This window comes from Methylobacterium hispanicum (assembly GCF_022179285.1).
Taxonomy (GTDB): Bacteria; Pseudomonadota; Alphaproteobacteria; order Rhizobiales; family Beijerinckiaceae; genus Methylobacterium; species Methylobacterium hispanicum.
Genome location: NZ_BPQO01000042.1, coordinates 25993 through 45411, shown reverse-complemented (window position 1 = coordinate 45411; position 19419 = coordinate 25993). Strand labels below are relative to the sequence as shown.

The window sequence follows — 19419 nt, the reverse complement described above, 5'->3', positions numbered from 1 at the left end:
CGACCCCAACAGCCTGTTCACCACCCAGGCCTTCCGGATGCGCAACCGCGACCTGATCTACGTCTCCAACGCACCCTACACCGAGCTCCAGAAGGTCCTCGGCGTCTTCTCCAGCGTCACGGGACCCGTCGCATCCGCGGCGGCCGTCTACGCCTACTCGAAGTAGGGGCGGTGGACGCCCGTCCGCGTTCCGGCACGGTTCCCCTCGCGCCCGTGCCGGGACGCGGCGCTCAGCCGGTCCTCGGCGCCTCCAGCGCTCGGATGTCGTCCGGCCGCTCGAACAGGAAGTCCGGCCCCGCCGCGCGCAGCGCCTCCGGTCTGGTATAGCCCCAGCCGACCGCCCCGAAGGCGCAGCCGACCGCACGGGCCGCCTCCAGGTCCCGCAACTCGTCGCCGATGCAGAGCGTATCCGCAGCAGGCAGGCCCGCGCTCCGCAGGAGCCTGCGCAGCCGGGCGGCCTTGCCGAACACCGAGGCGCCGCAGGCCCAGTGCGCGACGTGGCCCGCGCTCTCCGGGCCCAGCACCCGCTCGACGTTCGCCCGGCTGTTCGAGCTGAGCAGGGCGAGGGTCGGACCGGCGGCGGCGAGCCCGGCCAGAACCTCCGCGATGCCCGGAAACGGGCGGATCGCCGCGATGTCCCGCGCCATCAGGGCGTGCATGTGCCGGCTGATCAGCGGCAGCTTCCAGAGCGGCACCTCGAGACGGCGCATGACGGCGGCCGCGCTCATCCCCCGCAGCGTCTCGGCCTCCTCGGGCGCGACCCGCCGGAAGCCGTAGCGGTCCGCGACCCCGTCGAGGACGCCGCAGAACCAGCCGAAGCTGTCGGCGAGCGTGCCGTCGAAATCGAGGACGACGAGGCGGTAGCGGCCCGGCAGGGGCGCCCGCGGCGGCACGGGGCTTGGTGGCACGGCGAGGACCCGGAATGGGAGCGGCGCGCGCCATCAAGCACGCGCCGCCCCTCCGGCCAAGCTGGACCCGTGCCTCAGGCCGCCTTCTGGGCCAGCGTCGGATAGTCGACGTAGCCCTCCGGACCCTGGCTGTACCAGGTCTTGGCATCGTCCTTCTGGAGCGGTGCGTCCGCGGCGATACGCGCGGGCAGGTCCGGGTTGGCGATGAAGGTGCGGCCGAAGGCGATCGCGTCGCACACGCCCGAATCGAGCGTGGCCTGCCCGCTGCGTCCGTCGTAGTCGGAGTTCAGGATCAGCGGGTTGCGGAAGCGCTCGCGGATCACCGGCGCCACGGGCGGTACGTCGGCCTTGCCGAAGGTGCCGTTCGGCCCCGGCTCGCGCATCTCCAGGAAGGCGATGCCGATCTCGTCGAGCGCGGCGGCGGCCGCGCCGAACAGGGCGTGGGGCTCGGAGTCGTTGACGCCCTGGATCTCGCCGTTGGGCGAGAGGCGCACGCCGGTGCGGTCGGCGCCCGCGACCTTGGCGACCCGCTCCGTCACCTCGCGCAACAGGCGGATCCGGTTCTCGATCGGGCCGCCGTAGGCGTCCGTGCGGCGGTTCGGCCCGTCCCGCAGGAACTCGTCGATGAGGTAACCGTTCGCCGCGTGGATCTGCACGCCGTCGAAGCCGGCCGCCAGCGCGTTGCGGGTGGCGCGCTCGTAGTCGGCGAGCAGGCGCGGGATCTCGTCGGTCTCCAGCGCCCGCGCCTCCGCGTAGGGCTTCTTGCCCGCGTAGGTGTGGGCCTGGTCCGGCGCCGTGGAGGCGGAGGACGAGACGGGCCGCTCGCCGCCGAGGAAGTCCGGATGGACGAGGCGGCCCATGTGCCAGAGCTGGCAGACGATTCGGCCGCCCCGGTCGTGCACCGCCTTCACCACCGGCTCCCAGGCCTCCGCCTGCGCGTCCGACCAGATGCCCGGCGCGAAGGGCCAGCCGAGGCCCTCCTGGCTGATCCCGGTCGCCTCCGAGATGATGAGGCCGGCGCTCGCCCGCTGGGCGTAGTACTCGGCCATGATCGGCGTGGGGACATGCGCGCGGTCGGCGCGCCCGCGGGTGAGCGGGGCCATGAAGATGCGGTTCGGCGCCTCGATGGCGCCGATGCGGATCGGGTCGAGCAGTGAGGGCATTCTAATCCCGTGTGTGTGCTGCAATCGGCAGATGCACGCTCACATGGGCAGCCGATCCGGTCCGGCCAGTGCGGCACCGCACACACGACGGGCCGGCCAAGGATAGGCCGGCCCGCCTCTCGGGTCCGTCGCGGGGCTCAGCTGTGCGCCAGCACGGCCAGCAGCAGCAGGGCGATGATGTTGGTGATCTTGATCGCCGGGTTCACGGCCGGGCCCGCCGTGTCCTTGTAGGGGTCGCCGACCGTGTCGCCGGTCACCGCCGCCTTGTGGGCGTCGGAGCCCTTGCCGCCGTGGTGCCCGTCCTCGATGTACTTCTTCGCGTTGTCCCAGGCGCCGCCGCCGGACGTCATCGAGACCGCGACGTAGAGGCCGGTGATGATCACGCCGAGCAGCGAGGCGCCCACCGTGGCGAAGGCCTGGCTCTTGCCCGCGATCAGCTGGATCACGAAGAACAGAACGATCGGCGTCAGGACCGGCAGGAGCGAGGGCACGATCATCTCGCGGATCGCGGCGCGCGTCAGCATGTCGACGGCGCGGCCGTAATCGGGCCGGTCGGTCCCCTGCATGATGCCGGGCTTCTCGCGGAACTGGCGCCGCACCTCCTCCACCACGGCGCCGGCGGCGCGACCCACCGCCGTCATGGCGATGCCGGCGAAGAGGAACGGAATCAGGCCGCCGAGCAGCAGGCCGACCACGACGTAGGGGTTCGACAGCGAGAAATCGACGACGACGCCCTTGAAGAAGCGGTACTGCGTGTCGCTGGCGTTGGCGATGAAGTAGTTCAGGTCGGAGGTGTAGGCGGCGAACAGCACCAGCGCTCCGAGGCCCGCAGAGCCGATGGCGTAGCCCTTGGTCACCGCCTTGGTGGTGTTGCCGACCGCGTCGAGGGCGTCCGTGGACTTCCGCACGTCCGGCGGCAGGCCGGCCATCTCGGCGATGCCGCCCGCGTTGTCGGTGACGGGGCCGAAGGCGTCCAGCGCCACGACGAAGCCGGCGAGCGCCAGCATCGCGGTCACCGCGATGGCGATGCCGAAGAGGCCGGCGAGCGCGTAGGTCGCGATGATGCCGGCCACGATCACGATCGCCGGCAGCGCCGTCGATTCGAGCGAGATCGCCAGACCCTGGATCACGTTGGTGCCGTGGCCGGTAACCGAGGCGTCGGCGATCGACTTCACGGGCCGGAAGTTCGTGCCGGTGTAGTACTCGGTGATCACCACGATCAGCGCGGTGATCGCCAGCCCGATCACCGCGCAGCCGAACAGGCCGGCCGAGGTGAAGCTCTGCCCGGTCGAGGTGGTGAAGCTCGTGGAGAACCCGCCGAGCAGGGTGAGGTTGACGAGGGCGATCGCCGCGACCGAGAGCACGCCGGCCGTGATCAGGCCCTTGTAGAGCGCGCCCATGATCGACTGGTTGGCGCCGAGCCGCACCGCGTAGGTGCCGGCGATGGAGGTGACGATGCAGGCCGCCCCGATGGCCAGCGGGTAGAGCATCATCGATTCGAGCACCGCGCCCCCGCTCCCCGTGGGGCCGGAGAAGAAGATCGCGGCGAGCACCATGGTGGCCACGACCGTGACCGCGTAGGTCTCGAACAGGTCGGCGGCCATGCCGGCGCAGTCGCCGACATTGTCGCCCACGTTGTCGGCGATGGTGGCGGGGTTGCGCGGATCGTCCTCCGGGATACCGGCCTCGACCTTGCCGACGAGGTCGCCGCCGACATCCGCGCCCTTGGTGAAGATGCCGCCGCCCAGCCGCGCGAAGATCGAGATCAGCGAGGCGCCGAAGCCGAGGGCCACCAGCGCGTCGATCACCTCGCGGCTCGACGGCGCGAGCCCGGCGCCGCGGGTGAGGTAGAGGTAGTAGAGGGCGACGCCCAGCAGCGCGAGGCCGGCCACCAGCATGCCGGTGACGGCGCCGGACTTGAACGCGACCTCCAGGCCCCCGCCGAGCGAGGTGGAGGCGGCTTGCGCCGTGCGGACGTTGGCGCGCACCGAGACGTTCATGCCGATGAAGCCGGCGACCCCGGAAAGCACCGCGCCGATCAGGAAGCCCACCGCCACCTTGATCCCGAGAAAGACGGCCAGCACCACGAAGAGGACGACGCCGACGATGCCGATCGTCGCGTATTGCCGCCGCAGATAGGCCTGGGCGCCCTCCGCGATGGCGCCCGCGATCTCCTGCATCCGCTGGGTGCCGGGGTCGCGCTTCAACACGTCGGTGATCGTGACGATCCCGTAGGCGACGGCGCAGAGCCCGCCCAGGATGATCAGCAGCAATGGTGTCATTCTACCGTCCTTGAATTCGATGCCTGGCGTGGGCTTGTGATCGTGGAGCTTGGCCGGATCCGGCCATGGGACGTGTGCTCTGGACGTGATTCGGTGACGTTCGCTGCAGTACGGGCATTCCTTCCCAAGACGTCCCCGCCATGCTTGCCAAACTTCGCGGCACAGAGCAAACAGGACTTCGGGCAAGCAACATCTGATCTTGCTGCGGCGCAGTAAAGAGCCGGGCAGGATTTTGCGGTGCGATGACTTGAGTTCATCGAGAACTGGGCCGGACTAGCGCCGGGCTGGCCGGCCTCTGCCGGGTGAGCGAGATCGATCGCGTCGGGCCCGGAATCGTCGGACGGCGCGGTTCCGGTCTGGTCTCGGCGGCAGCCGATCGAGCCCGGCCGGACGACCGGCCGGCGCTCGGGGGACACGGATTTTGGTTGAGCGGTTCGGCGCTGTAAGGTGAACCGCGCCATGCCCCCTCTCCCATAGGGAGAGGGTTGGGGTGAGGGGTATGACGGGTCAGGACCGAGCACGCGGTCGACGCGCGTTCAGGGCGCCGCCTCGTATGGCAGCGTCATACCCCTCACCCGGCTTTCTGCGAAAGCAGACCTCTCCCTTTGGGAGAGGGGACCCGCGCTCAGTTCCGGGACGATGCGTCGAACCGAACCCATCGACCGGAAACGGTATGACACCCCGAGCGCAGTCGGCGATCCCGGGGCGATCAGCCGGCTCCGCCTGACGACCGCGCGGCCACGGCGCGGCCGCGCCGACGGTCTGCGTTCAGGCGCGCTTGGCCAGCAGCTGCTCGATCAGCGAGCCGCCCTGCTCGATGGCGGCGAGTTCCTCGGCCACCGCCGCGACCGTGTCGCGGATCTGCTCGGCCGTGTGCTCCGAGGTCATGAAGAAGCGCAGCCGCGAGGCCCGCTCCGGCACGGCCGGGTGGATGATCGGCTGCACGTTGATGCCGCGCTTGTAGAGACGGTCCGAGAGCGTCACGGATTTCAGCGAATCGCCCACGATCACCGGGATCACCGCGAGCCCCAGGCTGAAGCCGGTGTCGAGCCCGTGCTTCCTGGCGCAGTCGAGGAAGAGGCGGCCGTTCCGGCGCAGGCGCTCGACCCGCTCGGGCTCGGCCTGCATCACGGCGAGCGCGGCCTCCGCCGCCGCCGCGAGCGGGGGCGACATGCCGACGCTGTAGACGAAGCCGCCGGCCGTGCACTTCAGGTACTCGATCAGCGCCGCCGGGCCGCAGATGTAGCCGCCGCAGCCGGAGAGCGTCTTCGAGAAGGTGCCCATCCAGATATCGACGCTGGTCGGGTCGATCCCGGCATGCTCGAACAGCCCGGCTCCGGTACGCCCGAGGACGCCGAGGCCGTGGGCCTCGTCCACCATCAGCCACGCGTTGTAGCGCTGCTTCAGGGCGATCAGGCCGGCGATGTCCGGCGCGTCGCCGTCCATGCTGTAGAGGCCCTCGACCACGATGAGCGCCCGGCGGTGCTCGTGGCGGGTGGCCTGCAGCAAGGTCTCGAGCGCGTCGAGGTCGTTGTGGGCGAAGCTGCGACGCTGCGCGCCGGAGAGCTGCGCGCCCGTGACGATCGAGTTGTGGCTGAGCGCGTCGTGGTAGATCACGTCGCCGCCATCGAGGAGCGCACCGATCGTCGTGACGTTGGTGGCGTGCCCGCTCACCATCGCGACGCAGGCATCCGTCCGGTAATGCGCCGCCAGGGCCTTCTCCAGGCTGATGTGGCCGGGCCGCTCACCCGCGACCACGCGGCTCGCCGAGGACGAGGTGCCGAAGGCGTCGATCGCGGCCTTGGCGGCCGCGCTCACCCGCGGGTGTCCGTTCAGCCCGAGATAATCGTAGGACGAGAAGTTGACGAAGGGCCGGCCCGCGATGCGCGTGGTGGCGCCGGCTTTCGTCTCGTGGACGTGGAAGAACGGGTTGCCGAGCCCGATCAGGTCGGCGGCCGAGCGCTGAAGCTTCAGCTCACGGTAGCCCGGCAGCGATTCGAAGCTGAGGATCGCAGGATCCTGAGAGGGCCCGGAGGCCCGGGCCGGCTGCGGCCGGGGCGGCGTGCGCCCCAGCCGGTTCGTCACAAAACCTGCCAGAGCGGCGCGCCCCCCGTCCGGCTTCGGATTCGTCATGGAAGGATCTCTTTGATCTCGCGACTGTTCTGCTCGACGAGGTCCTGGAAGGGCGCGATCGCGGTCGCGTCGACCTCGCTGCCGACATGCTTCGAGGCGAGGCTGAGCGCGACGCCGGCGGCCTCATCCATGGGCGCCGAAACCGCCTGAATTAAGGTCTCGGACAGCTCATTGACGGTGAGGCCCGACGAGAGCCCGGCCGGCGGCGAATCGAGGCCGAAGCGCTCCTGCAGGCTGGCGCCGAGCTCCACGCCCATCAGCGAGTCGAGGCCGATCTCCGAGAGCTGGCGCACGCGGCTGATGTCGTCCTTCGGCAGGCGCAGGATGCGGGCGATGTCCTCGACGATCGCGTCGGCCACGGTCTTGCGGGCCGTGTCGAGGTCGCCGCCCTTGAGAAGCGCCGCGATGTTGATCGTCGCGACCGCGCCGGCCTCCGCCTGCTGGTCGGAGCCGAGGTCGCTGTAGCTCGGCGACTTGAGGGTGGCGAGGCGCTCGCGCGCCTTGCCCCAGTGCATCGCCGCGATGGCGACGACCGCCTCGTCCGGGCTCTGGCCCTGGGCCTGCAGCGCCTCCTCCATCAGGTCGAGGCAGCGGCGCGCCTCCATCGGCGTGACGCCGACGCGGGAAGCCAGCGTCTCCATCACCGCCTTGTTGCGGGCGAGCATGCCGACATCGCCGATGGCGCCCCAGGCGACCGCGAGCGCCGGCAGCCCCCGGCGGCGGCGCTGGCGGGCGAGCCCCTCCATGAAGCCGTTGGCGGCGACATACGCGCCCTGGCCCGGGTTGCCGATGAAGGTGGTCGCCGAGGAGAACACCACGAAGTAGTCGAGCTGACGGTCGCGGGTCGCCGCGTCGAGGTGCTGGGCGCCGATCACCTTCGGGCCGATCACCGCGTCGAGGTTGGCCGCGTCGATGTTGGCGATCAGGCCGTCCTGCAGCACGGCCGCGGCGTGGATCACGCCCGCGAGCCGGCCGCCCTTGGCCTCGATGCCCGCGATCAGGCGATCGACCGCGGCGCGGCTGGTGATGTCCACCGCAGGCGCCTCGACCGTAATGCCGCGCGCGGCGAGCTCAGTGACCGCCGCCTTCGCCTCCTCGCTCGAAGCACCCTTGCGGCCGCAGAGCACGATGTGCTTGGCGCCCCGGTCCGCGAGCCAGCGCGCCGCCTCCAGGCCGAAGCCGCCGAGGCCGCCGGTGACGAGGTGTGCGCCCGTCTCGGAGATCGCGAAGCTCGAGCGCTGCGCGGCCGGAACGCGGCCGGGCTTCGGCGGGCTGATGACGATCTTCCCGATATGGCCGGATTGCTGCATCAGCCGGAAAGCGTCCGACGTCTCCTCCGCCGTGAAGGGCTGGAAGGGCAGGGGCTTCAGGCCGCCCTCGCCGAACAGCGCCATCACCTCGCGGAAGAGGCGCGCCCCGTCCTCGCCCTGGTGCTGCAGCACCTGATCGAGATCGACGCCGAAATAGGAGAGGTTCCGGCGGAACGGGCGCAGGCCGATATGGGTGTTGGCGACGTAGTCGCGCTTGCCCAGCTCCACGAAGCGGCCGAAGGGTTTGAGGGCGTTGAGCGAGCGCTCCATCGCCTCGCCGAACAGGCTGTTCAGCACCACGTCGACGCCCGACCCGGTGATCGCCCGGATCTCGTCCACGAAGGCGAGCGAGCGCGAATCGAGCACGTGCTCGGCGCCGAGCGCCTTCACCAGCGCCCGCTTCTCGCGCGAGCCCGCCGTCGCGATGACGCGCGCGCCCTTCAGCTTGGCGATCTGGAGCGCGGCGAGGCCGACGCCGCCCGCGCCGCCATGGACCAGCACCCACTCGCCGCGGCGCAGGCGGGCCAGCGAGACGAGGCCGTAATAGGCGGTGAGGAAGGCCACCGGCACGGTCGCCGCCGCCATCGGGTCGAGCCCCTCGGGGGCGGGCGCCACCACGAGGTCGGGCACGACGATGTGCGTGGCGAAGCCCGACTGGGCGAAGGCCACGACCGGATCGCCGACCTTGAAGGTCGAGACGCCCGGACCGACAGCCGCGACGCGGCCGGCGCATTCGAGGCCGAGGCGGGGGCCGGCGAAGCCGTCCTCCAGGATCTCCTCCGGGAGCATCGAGAGCGCCCAGAGCACGTCGCGGAAGTTGAGGCCGGTTGCCTCGACGGCGATCTCGACCTCGCCGGGGCCGGGCTTGCGGCGCTCGGCCGGGCCCCAGACCATCTCGTTGAGACCGCCGGTGTTGCTGCGCTCGAGGCGCGCGGCCTCGGCCGGCACGGCATCCGCGGCGCGGCGGCGCGCGGCGCCGGGATGGAAGCGCACGACCTGCGTGCGGTCCTCGTCCAGCACGATCTCGGTCTCGGGAGTCCCCGAGAGGATGAGGTCGCGCAGGCGCTCGGAGGCGCGCTTCGAGGACATCTCGGGCGCGAGGTCGATGCGGCGCACGTCGAGGTTCTGCACCTCGTTGGCCAGCGTGCGCGAGAAGGCCCAGACGCCGGCCTCGACGTTGGTGGCCTGACCGCCGCGCTCGCGCGTGGCGCCGGGCGCCACGACCCAGAGCCGGGTCTGGCGGGCGCCCAGATGCTCGATGCAGCGCTTGAGGCTGAGGCAGCGGTCGCGCAGGCGCTCGGCCGCCTCGCCGCCGCGGGTGAAGGCGCCGGCCAGGAACACCACCGTGTCGGGGGTCTCCCGCTCCAGCTCCATCAGGGAGGCGTCGGAATCGAGGATGATCGAGACGTGCACGCCGCTGGCGACGAGCAGGGTGGCCAGCGAGGACGCGGTCTCGGCAGCGAACTCGTCGTCCGAGCCGATCACGAAGGCGAAGGTCTGGGCCGGCGCAGGCGCCGGGCGGGCCGGCGCCTCGGCGACGAGGAGCAGGTCGTCGCCGTTGGCCGAAGCCGCGCGCTCGGCCTGGACGCTGACGAGGCCGGTGGCGCTGAGCGTCCGCTGCCAGCCCGCGATGTCGTCGAGGCGGCCGACGGGGAGATCGCCCACGCCCGCCTCGAACCAGCCCGGGGTGAGGCCGAAGACGAGGTCGCGGAACAGCGACGCTCCCGGCTCCACCGCGACCATGAGGCCGCCGGTGGCGAGCGCGTCGGCGAGCTGTCGGGGCAACTCGCGGGCGCCGCGGTGGAGCGCCCCGCTCGTCAGGACGAGGTCGAAGCCCGAAGCCGGCAACTCCTCGGCGGCCTCGATCACGGTGACGCCGCGCGGCAGGGCGAGGCGGGCGCGCTCGGCCAGACGCCGGTCGGTGTCGAACACGGTGAGCCGCGCCTCGACCTCGTCCGCGAAGGTCGCGACCTGGGCCGAGAGCGGGCCGAAGCCGGCCTGCAGGATGCGCAGCGCCCGGTCCTTCGGCAGGCGCTCGCGCGCCGCCTCCGCGATGCGGGCGACCACGTCAGCCGCGTGGCGCGCGGTGGCGCTGCGCAGGGTGAAGGCGTCGAGCGCGTTCTGCGGCAGGGCCGGGGCGTCGGTGAGATCGCCCGCGAGCAGCCGCTCGACCAGCGCGCCGACATCGGCGACCAGCACCAGCTCGGCCGACAGCTCCGGATGGTCGGCCGCGATCCAGCGCACGATCTCGTCGGGGGCGGGCAGCGCCGAGCCGTCGTTGAGCGTCCAGGCAGCACCCGCCTGCTCGGCGAGCCCGCTGCTCTCGAGCGCCAGCAGCGCGTTGACGAGCCACGGGCGCAGCTCGGCCGGCACGCGTCGCGCGTCCACCGCGACCTTGCCACCCTCGGCGAGACCTGACGCCAGCCTGTAGGCCAGCGAGGTCGCCCAGCCCTCCAGCAGGAGGTGGCCCGGTGACAGGCCGGCATCGGCGTCGGCCTTCGCGGCATCGACGGCGGGCTTCAGGCGCGCCGCGATGGTCGGGCGCCGGTCCATCGGCACGGCGGTCGGCTCGGTAGCGAGCTCGGTGGTCTGGGTGATGGCGTAGGCGGCCAGATCGTCGCCGCCCTTGGCGCGCAGCGCCTGGAAGCGGCCCTCGCGGATGGTGGCGACGACCGCGCCGTCGGCGTCGAGCACGGTGAAGTCGGCCAGGATGCTGCGCTCGTTGCAGCGGCGGGTGCGGATCACCGCGCGGGCGATCGACGCGCCGGGCTTCACCAGCCGGATCTCGCCGAAGCGGACCGGGATGTAGGCCTTGCCGGCGTTCTCGCCGAGGAGATCCGCGAAGAGCAGGATCAGGCCGTGGAAGCAGGCATCGAGGCGGGCCGGCACGAGGCCGTAGCGCGCGTCCGCCTCCGCCGGCACGAGGTCGGAGACGATGGTCTCGTCGTCGAGCCGCGCCGAGAGGGCGACCTGCCGGAAGCTCGGGCCGAAGCCGAGGCCGGCGGCGAGCGCCTGGGCGTAGAGGGCCTCGCCCGTGACCGCGCGGTCCTCGGGCATCTCGACGTCGGGAGCGACGGCCGGCGAGAAGTTGCCCTCGACCACCTTGGCGGAGGCGTGGAGCTGCCAGGGCGTCTGGGCGAGGCGCGGGCGGCTCAGCACCTGGATGCCGTTGCCCGAGCCGGAGAGGCGCACCGCGACCTCGCGCAGGGCCTCCTCGTTGAAGACCATCGGCGCGTGGATCTCGAAGTCGGCGAGGACGATCTCGTCGCTGCGCAGGGCCTCGCGGGCGCAGGCGAGCGCCATCTCGACGAAGCCGGCGCCCGGCATGATCGCCTGGCCCTCGATGCGGTGGTCGTCGAGTTCGGGCACCGTGACGGTGTCCACGAAGCCGTTCCACTCAAGTCCGTCGGGCGTGGTGCGCGAGCCGATCAGCGGGTGGTAGTGCCGCGCCGAGGTCGCGCCGACGCTCTCGGTGGTCTCGGCCAGCCGGAAGGAGCGGCGCTGCCAGGGATAGGTCGGCAGGCCGATCGCGCCCTTGGGCGCCGCGCCGAACAGCAGGGCCTCGTCCACGGCCGCGCCCTGGACCAGGGCGGCGCTGACCGCCTTGGCGATCGGATCGCCGCCGGCTTCCTTGCGGTGCATCACGCCGACGACGGCGTTGTCGATGCCGAGCGGCTCGATCGCGTCGCCGACGTGGGACATCAGGGTCGCGCGCGGGCCCACCTCGACGAAGATGCGGGCGCCCTGGCGGGTCGCCTCCTGCACCGCGTCGCAGAAGCGGACCGGCTCGCGGATGTTGCGCCACCAGTAGGTCGCGCCGAATTCCTCGCCCGAGAGGATCTTGCCGGTGACGGTCGAGACCATGCGGGTGGTGCCGGCCGAGGGCTTCAGGCCGGCGAGGTCACGCAGCAGCGGCTTCTCGGTCGGATCCATGATCCGGCCGTGGAAGGGGTAGTCGAGGTCGAGCTTGCGCCCGCGGCGGCGCTTGCGCGAGAGCGCCTTCAGCGCCGCGTCGATATCGGCCACGGGCCCCGCGACGGTCACGGCCTTCGGGCTGTTGTAGGCGGCGATGTCGAGGGTGGGGAACTCCTTGAGCGCGCCCGGCACCTCCTCGACGGGCATCAGGAGCACCGCCATGGTGCCCTGGCCGCGCGTCGTCTCCTGGTGGTGGCTGCGGTAGAAGATCACCCGCACGGCCTGTTCGAGGCTGAGGATGCCGGCGGCCTCGGCGGCCGCGATCTCGCCGACGCTGTGGCCGAGCACGTAGGCCGGGTTCAGGCCGCGGGCGCGCAGCGCCGTGGTCGAGGCGCTCTGGATCGCGAAGATCAGCGGCTGCGAGACGCTGGTGAGCGCGAGGCGCTTGTCGAGGTCCTCGGCCTCGAGCGCCTCCTTCAGCGACCACTTGGCGTAGGGCTGGAACAGCGCGTCGATACGGTCGAAAGCGGCGCGGAACACGGCGTTCTCGGCGTAGGCCTCGCGGCCCATGCCGGCCCACTGGCTGCCGTTGCCGGAATAGATGAAGGCGACCTCGGCGGCGCGGTCGATCGCCGTGCCGGTCACGGCATCCGCATTGTCCTCGCCCTCGCCGACCGCGCGCAGGGTCGCAGCCACATCGGTCTTACCGTCGAGCGGGATCGCGAGGCGCGCGTTCAGGCGCTCGCGGCGGTGGGCGGCGCCGGCCGCGATCCGCTTGGCCTCGGCGGCGTCGGCCCGCTCGAAGCGCTCGGCGTAGTCGAGCGCGAGGTCGTTGAGCGCCGCGCGGCTCTGGGCCGAGAGCAGCAGCACTTCGGGCCCCTCGCTCGCTGGACCCGCCATCGCGACGCGGGCGGTCGGCTCCGCGTCGCTGAGGACGACGTGGGCGTTGGTGCCGCCGAAGCCGAAGGAGTTGACGCCCGCGAAGCGCTCCGCCGTGCCCCGCGCGATCGGGCGGGCCTGCCGCACCACGTCGAGGTTCAGCTCGCCGAACGGGATGTCGGGGTTGAGCTCGGCGGAGTGGAGCGAGGCCGGGACGAGGTCGTGCTCGAGCGCGAGGCTGGCCTTGAGCAGGCCGGCGAGGCCCGAGGTCGGCTCGGTGTGGCCGATATTGGTCTTGATCGAGCCGATCGGCAGCGGCGCCTTGCGCAGGCGGCCGAGCTTCGTCCCGATGGCCGAGGCCTCGATCGGGTCGCCGACCGGGGTGCCGGTGCCGTGCGCCTCCACGAAGGCGATCCGGTCGAGGTCGATCTCGGCCTCGCGGTAGACCTTCTCGAGCAGCGCGCCCTGCGCGTAGCCGGAGGGCAGCGAGATGCCGGTGGTGCGCCCGTCCGAGTTGACGCCCGAGGCGACGATGCGGCCGCGCACGGTGGCGTCCGCCCGCATGGCGGCCTCGGCCGATTGCAGCACGAGGACGACGCCGCCCTCCGAGCGCACGTAGCCGTCGGCGTTGGCCGAGAAGGCCTGGCACAGGCCGGTGCGCGAGAGCATCTGCGCGTTCGAGAAGCAGATGAAGTTGAACGGGCTCGCGAGCACGTTCACGCCCGCGACCACCGCCGTGTCGATGCGGCCGGACTGGATCGCCTGCACGGCGTTGTCGAGCGCGACCAGCGAGGACGAGCAGGCGGTGTCGACCGTGAAGCTCGGACCCTTCAGGTCGAAGATGTAGGAGATGCGGTTGGAGAGGATCGAGAGCGTGTTGCCGGTGGCCGCGTAGGCGTCGCCCGACGAGGCGTCGAGGATGCGCAGGTTGCCGTAATCGAGCGAGGAGGCGCCGACGAACACGCCGATCTGCGAGCCGGCGACCGCGGAGGGACGAAGCCCCGCATCCTCCAGGGCTTCCCAGGTCAGCTCCAGCAGCAGGCGCTGCTGCGGGTCCATCTGCTCGGCCTCGCGCGGCGAGATGCCGAACACCGCCGGGTCGAACGACCAGACGTCGTCCAGCACGCCCGCCGCCCAGGTGTAGCTCTTGCCGCGCTCCTGCGCGCGCGGGTGGCCGAAGCGGTCCAGCGACCAGCGATCATCGGGGACGCGGCTCACCGCGCAGCGCGGCTCGGTCAGAAGCTGCCAGAGGCCATCGACGCTCGAAGCGCCGGGCAGGCGGCAGGCACGACCGACGATGGCGATATCTGTACGTTGAGTCACGTTCGGTTCGCACACGCTCGTTACGGGAGCCGATTCGTCCGCCGGCCACGGGGCATTCCCTTGATCCCTTAGTATGGCTCCAATGCGGAGGCAAACCGGCGAGAGCTGGGACGATGTGGGCTGTTGCCCGAATGCATCGGGCTGTGGCATGTATTCATCAACGTCGATTCAGGCCTGCTGGACCTGCCGCATTGACAAAGTGCAGTCCGACGATTCCGTTTGTTGCGGTGCCGCAGGATCGTTGCCTTAATTCGGCCGCTTTGCCCGCCGTCCGTCGAATGGATGTTCGTTCGCGGCCGGGGCACGACTTGCGCGAATCCGACGACATCCGCGGCGGGACAGACGGTCTCGCTGCGCTCACGCTGCATCGACCACCGACCCCGGTGGTGGAAGCAATCGCGTTCCGGAACAGTCCCGCTCCGGTATTGTCGCCATGCCGCCACGGCATGGGCGCGCGGCTCAGGCCTCCGCGTCGCCTGGACGGCCGACGCTGACGTAGCGAAAGCCGTGCCGCTGCACACTCGCCTGATCGTACACGTTGCGCAGATCGACGAGGACGCGGCCCGCCATGGCCTGTCCGAGGCGGGCGAGATCGAGCGCCCGGAAGGCGTTCCACTCGGTCACGATCACCAGGGCGTCGGCGCCCTCGGCGCAGTCGTAGGCGTCGCGGGCATACGCGACCTCGCCGAGCAGGGGCTTGGCGGCCTCCATGCCCTCCGGATCGTAGGCGCGCACCCGGGCGCCCGCGTCCTGCAGGCCGGTGATGATCGAGAGCGAGGGCGCGTCGCGCATGTCGTCGGTGTTCGGTTTGAAGGTCAGGCCGAGCACCGCCACCGTCTTGCCGCGCACCGAGCCGCCGCAGGCCTGCACCACCTTGCGGGCCATGGCGCGCTTGCGGCTGTCGTTGACGGCGACCACCGTCTCGACGAGCCGCACCGGGGTGCCCGCGTCCTGCGCGGTCTTGACCAGCGCCAGCGTGTCCTTCGGGAAGCAGGAGCCGCCGTAGCCGGGGCCCGCGTGCAGGAACTTCGCGCCGATGCGGTTGTCGAGCCCGATGCCGCGGGCGACCTGCTGCACGTCGGCGCCGACCTGCTCGCAGAGGTCGGCGATCTCGTTGATGAAGGTGATCTTGGTGGCCAGGAACGCGTTGGCGGCGTACTTGGTCAGCTCCGCCGTGCGCCGGCCGGTGACGAGGATCGGCGCCTGGTTGAGGAAGAGCGGGCGGTAGATCTCCCGGAGCACCTCCTCGGCGCGCGGGTCCTCGGCGCCGACCACGATGCGGTCGGGCCGCTTGAAGTCGCCGATCGCCGCGCCCTCGCGCAGGAACTCGGGATTGGAGGCGACCGCGACCTCGGCGTCGGGGCGGATCTCCCGGATGATGCGCTCGACCTCGTCGCCGGTGCCGACCGGCACGGTGGACTTGGTGACGACGACCGTGAACCCGTTCACCGCCTCGGCGATCTCGCGGGCTGCCGCGAACACGAAGGAGAGGTCGGCGAAGCCGTCGCCGCGGCGCGACGGCGTGCCGACCGCGATGAACACGGCGTCGGCCTCGGCGACCGCGGGCTTCAGCTCGGTGGTGAAGCTGAGGCGGCCCTGCTCGACGTTCTCGGCCACCAGCGCGTCGAGGCCGGGCTCGTAGATCGGCATGCGCCCGGCGTTGAGCGCCGCGATCTTGGCCGGATCCTTGTCCACGCAGACGACCTGATGGCCGAAATCCGCGAAGCAGGTGCCCGAGACGAGGCCCACATAGCCGGACCCGATCATCGCGATGCGCATGGACGCCTTTTCCTGTGTTCCGGGGAGCCCCGGCGGCCCGGCCCCGCCCCTCGCCCGGATTCGCGGTGAGATTGAGGCGACGGCCCCGAATGGCCCAGCTTTTGCCGGATGTTCCGTCCGGGTGCCAGCCCCGGCCGGATGGACCATCATGAAGTGATCAAGGAGCGCGCCTATGACGGGCGGGCGCCCGCGGCTTCGCAGGCGCCGACACTTCCGCTAGAAGTCCGCCCGCTCGGGGTGCCGACCGGGCGCGAGGGAATGCGATGACCGAACTGCCCAACGTGCACGTCCGTGCCGAGGTCCTGGCCCAGGCGCTGCCCCACATGCAGCGCTACGATCAGGAGATCGTGGTGATCAAGTACGGCGGCCACGCCATGGGCGACCGGGCGGCGGCGGAGGATTTCGCCGAGGACGTGGTGCTGCTGGAGCAGTCCGGCCTCAAGCCGATCGTGGTCCACGGCGGCGGTCCGCAGATCGGCCGGATGCTCGACCGGCTCGGCATCCAGTCGGAGTTCCGCGGCGGCCTGCGCGTCACCGACGAGCCGACCGTCGAGGTGGTCGAGATGGTGCTCGCCGGCTCGATCAACAAGCAGATCGTCGGCTGGATCTCGGCCGAGGGCGGCCGGGCGATCGGCCTGTGCGGCAAGGACGGCAACATGGTCCGGGCCAAGCGCGCGACCAAGACCGTGCGCGACCCCGACAGCATGGTCGAGCAGGTGGTCGATCTCGGCCTCGTCGGCGAGCCGGAGCACGTCGAGCGCGGCGTGCTCGACGCGGTGCTGAAGGCCGAGCTGATCCCGGTGCTCGCCCCCGTCGCCTACGGGGCGGACGGGCAGACCTACAACGTCAACGCCGACACCTTCGCGGGCGCCATCGCGGGGGCGCTGCGCGCCAAGCGCCTCCTGCTGCTCACCGACGTGCCGGGGGTGCTCGACAAGGACAAGAACCTGATCCCGGAACTCACCGTCGAGGATTGCCGGCGGCTGATCGCGGACGGCACGATCACGGGCGGCATGATCCCGAAGATCGAGACCTGCATCTACGCGATCGATCAGGGCGTCGAGGCGGTGGTCATCCTCAACGGCAAGGTCAACCATGCGGTGCTGCTGGAGCTGTTCACCGATTACGGTGCCGGCACCCTGATCCGCAGGGCCTGATCCTGCTCCCGCGGCCGGGCACGCCCGGTCGCCCCCTTGCGCCGTCGAGAGCCTCGTGTACCTGCCCGAAGCCTGTCGCCTCACGACACCCGATGCCCGCGGTTTCGACCGCGTCGATACCTGGGTGTTCGACCTCGACAACACGCTCTACCCCAGCGACGCGATGGTGTGGCCGCAGGTGGACGAGCGCATCACGCTCTACGTGATGCGCCTCTATGGGCTCGACGGCCTCTCGGCGCGTGCCCTGCAGAAGCACTTCTACCACCGCTACGGCACCACCCTGAAGGCGCTGATGGTCGAGGAGGGCGTCGATCCGCACGACTTCCTCGACTTCGCCCACGACATCGACCACTCGACGATCCGGCTCGACGCCGCGCTCGGCGACGCGATCGAGCGGCTGCCGGGCCGCAAGCTCATCCTCACCAACGGCTCGCGCCGCCACGCCGAGCGGGTGGCCGAGAAGCTCGGCATCCTCGAGCATTTCGAGGACGTGTTCGACATCGCGGCGGCCGATTTCGTGCCCAAGCCCGAGCGCTCGACCTACGAGCGCTTCCTCGACCGGCACGGCATCGACCCGACGCGCGCGGCGCTCTTCGAGGACATCGCCCGCAACCTCGTGGTGCCGCACGATCTCGGCATGGCGACGGTGCTGGTGGTGCCCAAGATCGCCGATCCCTATCGCGAGGCCTTCGAGCAGGCGGCGGTGCAGGAGCCGCATATCGACCACATCACCGACGACCTCGCGGGTTTCCTGGAGGGCTGCGTGATCCCGGCGACAACCCCGTGAGCGGCCAGCCCGACACCGCCGCGCTCGCCGCCGCCAAGGCGCCGAGCCTCGCCCAGATCGAGGCGCTGGCCGACGCCGCCTTCGCGGGCCTGCCGGAGGCGTTCCGCGCGCTGTGTGCGGGCGTGCGCATCGTCGTGGACGATTTCCCCGACGAAGAGACGCTGGCCGAGATGGCGTGCGAGAGCGAGTTCGACCTGCTCGGCCTGTTCCGCGGCGTCGGGCTGGCGCAGGCGGGCGAGATGGTCACCGGTCAGATGCCGAACGCGGTCTGGCTCTACCGCCGACCGCTGCTCGACTACTGGGCCGAGCACGACGAGACGCTGGGCCACCTCGTCGCCCACGTGCTGATTCACGAGATCGGCCACCATTTCGGCCTCTCGGACGACGACATGGCCCGGATCGAGGCGGCGGCGGAGATCGCCTAGCCCGCGTCCCCGTCCCGGATGCGCCGCAGGCGGCTGATCTTCGGGCGGCTGGTGCGGAACTGGCCGCGCTCGATCGCCACGAAGACGAGGATGGTCAGCGCGATCGCGGTGAGCCACCAGACTACGGTGAGGCCGACGCCGATGCACGCGATGGTGAAGGCGCTGGCGAAGGCCGCCATCGCGCCCGGCACCAGGAGCGGGTTGTCGCGCCCCGCCCGCCGGATCGAGGCGTAGAGGGCGAAGGCGGCGGCGAGCGAGCCGACCACGCCGAGTTCGTACCAGAACTCGAACAGCGCCGTCGTCGGCGCGTTCATCGGCACCAGCCCGGCGAAGCGGCCGCGCAGCGCCGTCTCGAAGCCGTGGCCGGTGATGAGGCGGAGCGGCTCCGAGGTGACGACCTTCTGCCAGCTCTTCAGCGACAGCACGCCGGGCGCCAGCGGCCCGAACAGGGCCGCGCCGACCGGCCGGGCGAGGAAGGGCAGCAGCGGGGCCGCCGCGAGGAGGCCCGCGCTGATGCCCGCCGTCAGCAGCACGCCGAGGCGCGGCCGCCAGCTCGTCACCGCGAAGGCCAGCGCGCCGACCACGAGGGCCACGATCTGCGTGAGGTTCGGCGAGATCGCCAGCGCGGCGGCCACGGCGAGCGCGATCGCCAACGCCTCGCGGTCGCGGCGGCGCGAGCGCAGCCACGCCACGGCCGGCCAGACCAGCAGGGCGAGCAGCGTCAGGCCGCGGCTGAGGGCGCCGTCGTCCTCCGCGCTGCCGCGCATCAGCTGCTCGCCGAACAGGCCGAGCAGCACCGCCACCAGGGCCGCGACGGTGACGCCGAGCGGCAGCAGGTAGAGGTTGGCCGAGCGCATCCGGTCGGGCAGCGAGAGATAGCCCATCAGCGTCAGCAGGATCACCGCGACGAGGTTGGCCAGCCGCTCGGCGGCGGCGCCCAGGAACGGCGTCCAGGCGAGCGACAGGGCGGACCAGAGCACCACCAGCATGCCGGCCAGGAAGGCCGGCGAGCCGAGCAGGCGCAGCCCGAGCGGTCCGAGGCGGCGCTGGCGCCCGTCGATGGCGCTGGCGATGACGAGGAGCACGACGGCGATCGGCGCCAGGATCACGGAGGCGCGGCGCGCCACCTGCGACACCACCGGCACCACGACGAACAGTCCGAAGAAGCCGACGCGCCGGAGCAGGGCCGCGGCATCGAGGGCCGGATCGATGGTCGGGGTCGGTGAACGCGCCATGGGTTGCGACTCTGAGCACGGATCCGGCGCGGGCGGAGGCCCGCACGGTTTCGTGCCTTCTCCCTAGTGCACCGCGCGGGCAAGCGGCTGTAGATGCCCGGACACACCGTGCCCGGGATGCGC

The 19419-nt window shown here is 71.5% G+C and carries 10 protein-coding genes and 1 pseudogene; 4 read left to right on the top strand and 7 right to left on the bottom strand.

Annotation, left to right across the window (positions count from 1 at the left end):
• Positions 1–166 (top strand): annotated as a pseudogene (locus MFF56_RS29455) (polysaccharide biosynthesis/export family protein); the annotation flags it as partial.
• 64 nt (positions 167–230) lie between these two features.
• Here the strand turns inward: MFF56_RS29455 and MFF56_RS29450 are convergent.
• The 6 genes from MFF56_RS29450 to MFF56_RS29425 form a co-directional block, all read right to left on the bottom strand.
• On the bottom strand, positions 231–908 hold the full coding sequence (locus tag MFF56_RS29450; protein WP_066924237.1) for an HAD hydrolase-like protein: 678 nt from the start codon (positions 906–908) through the stop codon (positions 231–233).
• 74 nt (positions 909–982) lie between these two features.
• Positions 983–2071, bottom strand: a complete 1089-nt coding sequence (locus tag MFF56_RS29445) for an alkene reductase (RefSeq protein WP_066924239.1) — start codon at positions 2069–2071, stop codon at positions 983–985.
• A gap of 137 nt (positions 2072–2208) precedes the next feature.
• Complete coding sequence (locus MFF56_RS29440) at positions 2209–4353, bottom strand: sodium-translocating pyrophosphatase (RefSeq protein ID WP_066924241.1); 2145 nt, start codon at positions 4351–4353, stop codon at positions 2209–2211.
• Positions 4354–5121: 768 nt separating this feature from the next.
• Complete coding sequence (locus tag MFF56_RS29435; RefSeq protein WP_066921023.1) at positions 5122–6486, bottom strand: aminotransferase class I/II-fold pyridoxal phosphate-dependent enzyme; 1365 nt, start codon at positions 6484–6486, stop codon at positions 5122–5124.
• Positions 6483–13913 (bottom strand): type I polyketide synthase, encoded by a 7431-nt coding sequence (locus tag MFF56_RS29430; RefSeq protein WP_197430526.1) that lies wholly within the window; start codon positions 13911–13913, stop codon positions 6483–6485. Before MFF56_RS29430 ends, MFF56_RS29435 begins: the two co-directional genes overlap by 4 nt.
• Positions 13914–14372: 459 nt before the next feature.
• A complete protein-coding gene (locus MFF56_RS29425; RefSeq protein ID WP_066921019.1) occupies positions 14373–15692 on the bottom strand; it encodes a UDP-glucose dehydrogenase family protein in 1320 nt (439 codons plus the stop codon).
• Positions 15693–15955: 263 nt separating this feature from the next.
• Here MFF56_RS29425 and argB point away from each other — a divergent pair, with 263 nt between their 5' ends.
• Genes argB through MFF56_RS29410 form a run of 3 tightly spaced genes read left to right on the top strand, consistent with a single transcriptional unit; the run spans position 15956 to position 18061 of the window.
• On the top strand, positions 15956–16849 hold the full coding sequence (gene argB / locus MFF56_RS29420) for an acetylglutamate kinase (RefSeq protein WP_066921017.1): 894 nt from the start codon (positions 15956–15958) through the stop codon (positions 16847–16849).
• A 55-nt stretch (positions 16850–16904) separates the two neighbouring features.
• A complete protein-coding gene (locus tag MFF56_RS29415) occupies positions 16905–17636 on the top strand; it encodes a pyrimidine 5'-nucleotidase (protein WP_066921015.1) in 732 nt (243 codons plus the stop codon).
• Complete coding sequence (locus tag MFF56_RS29410) at positions 17633–18061, top strand: metallopeptidase family protein (RefSeq protein WP_066921013.1); 429 nt, start codon at positions 17633–17635, stop codon at positions 18059–18061. The genes MFF56_RS29415 and MFF56_RS29410 overlap by 4 nt, the downstream gene beginning before the upstream one ends.
• On the opposite strand, the gene MFF56_RS29405 is transcribed toward MFF56_RS29410, so the two are convergent.
• Positions 18058–19296, bottom strand: a complete 1239-nt coding sequence (locus MFF56_RS29405) for a peptide ABC transporter permease (protein WP_066921011.1) — start codon at positions 19294–19296, stop codon at positions 18058–18060. The two genes, MFF56_RS29410 and MFF56_RS29405, sit on opposite strands and share 4 nt — an antisense overlap.
• Positions 19297–19419: the final 123 nt, after the last annotated feature.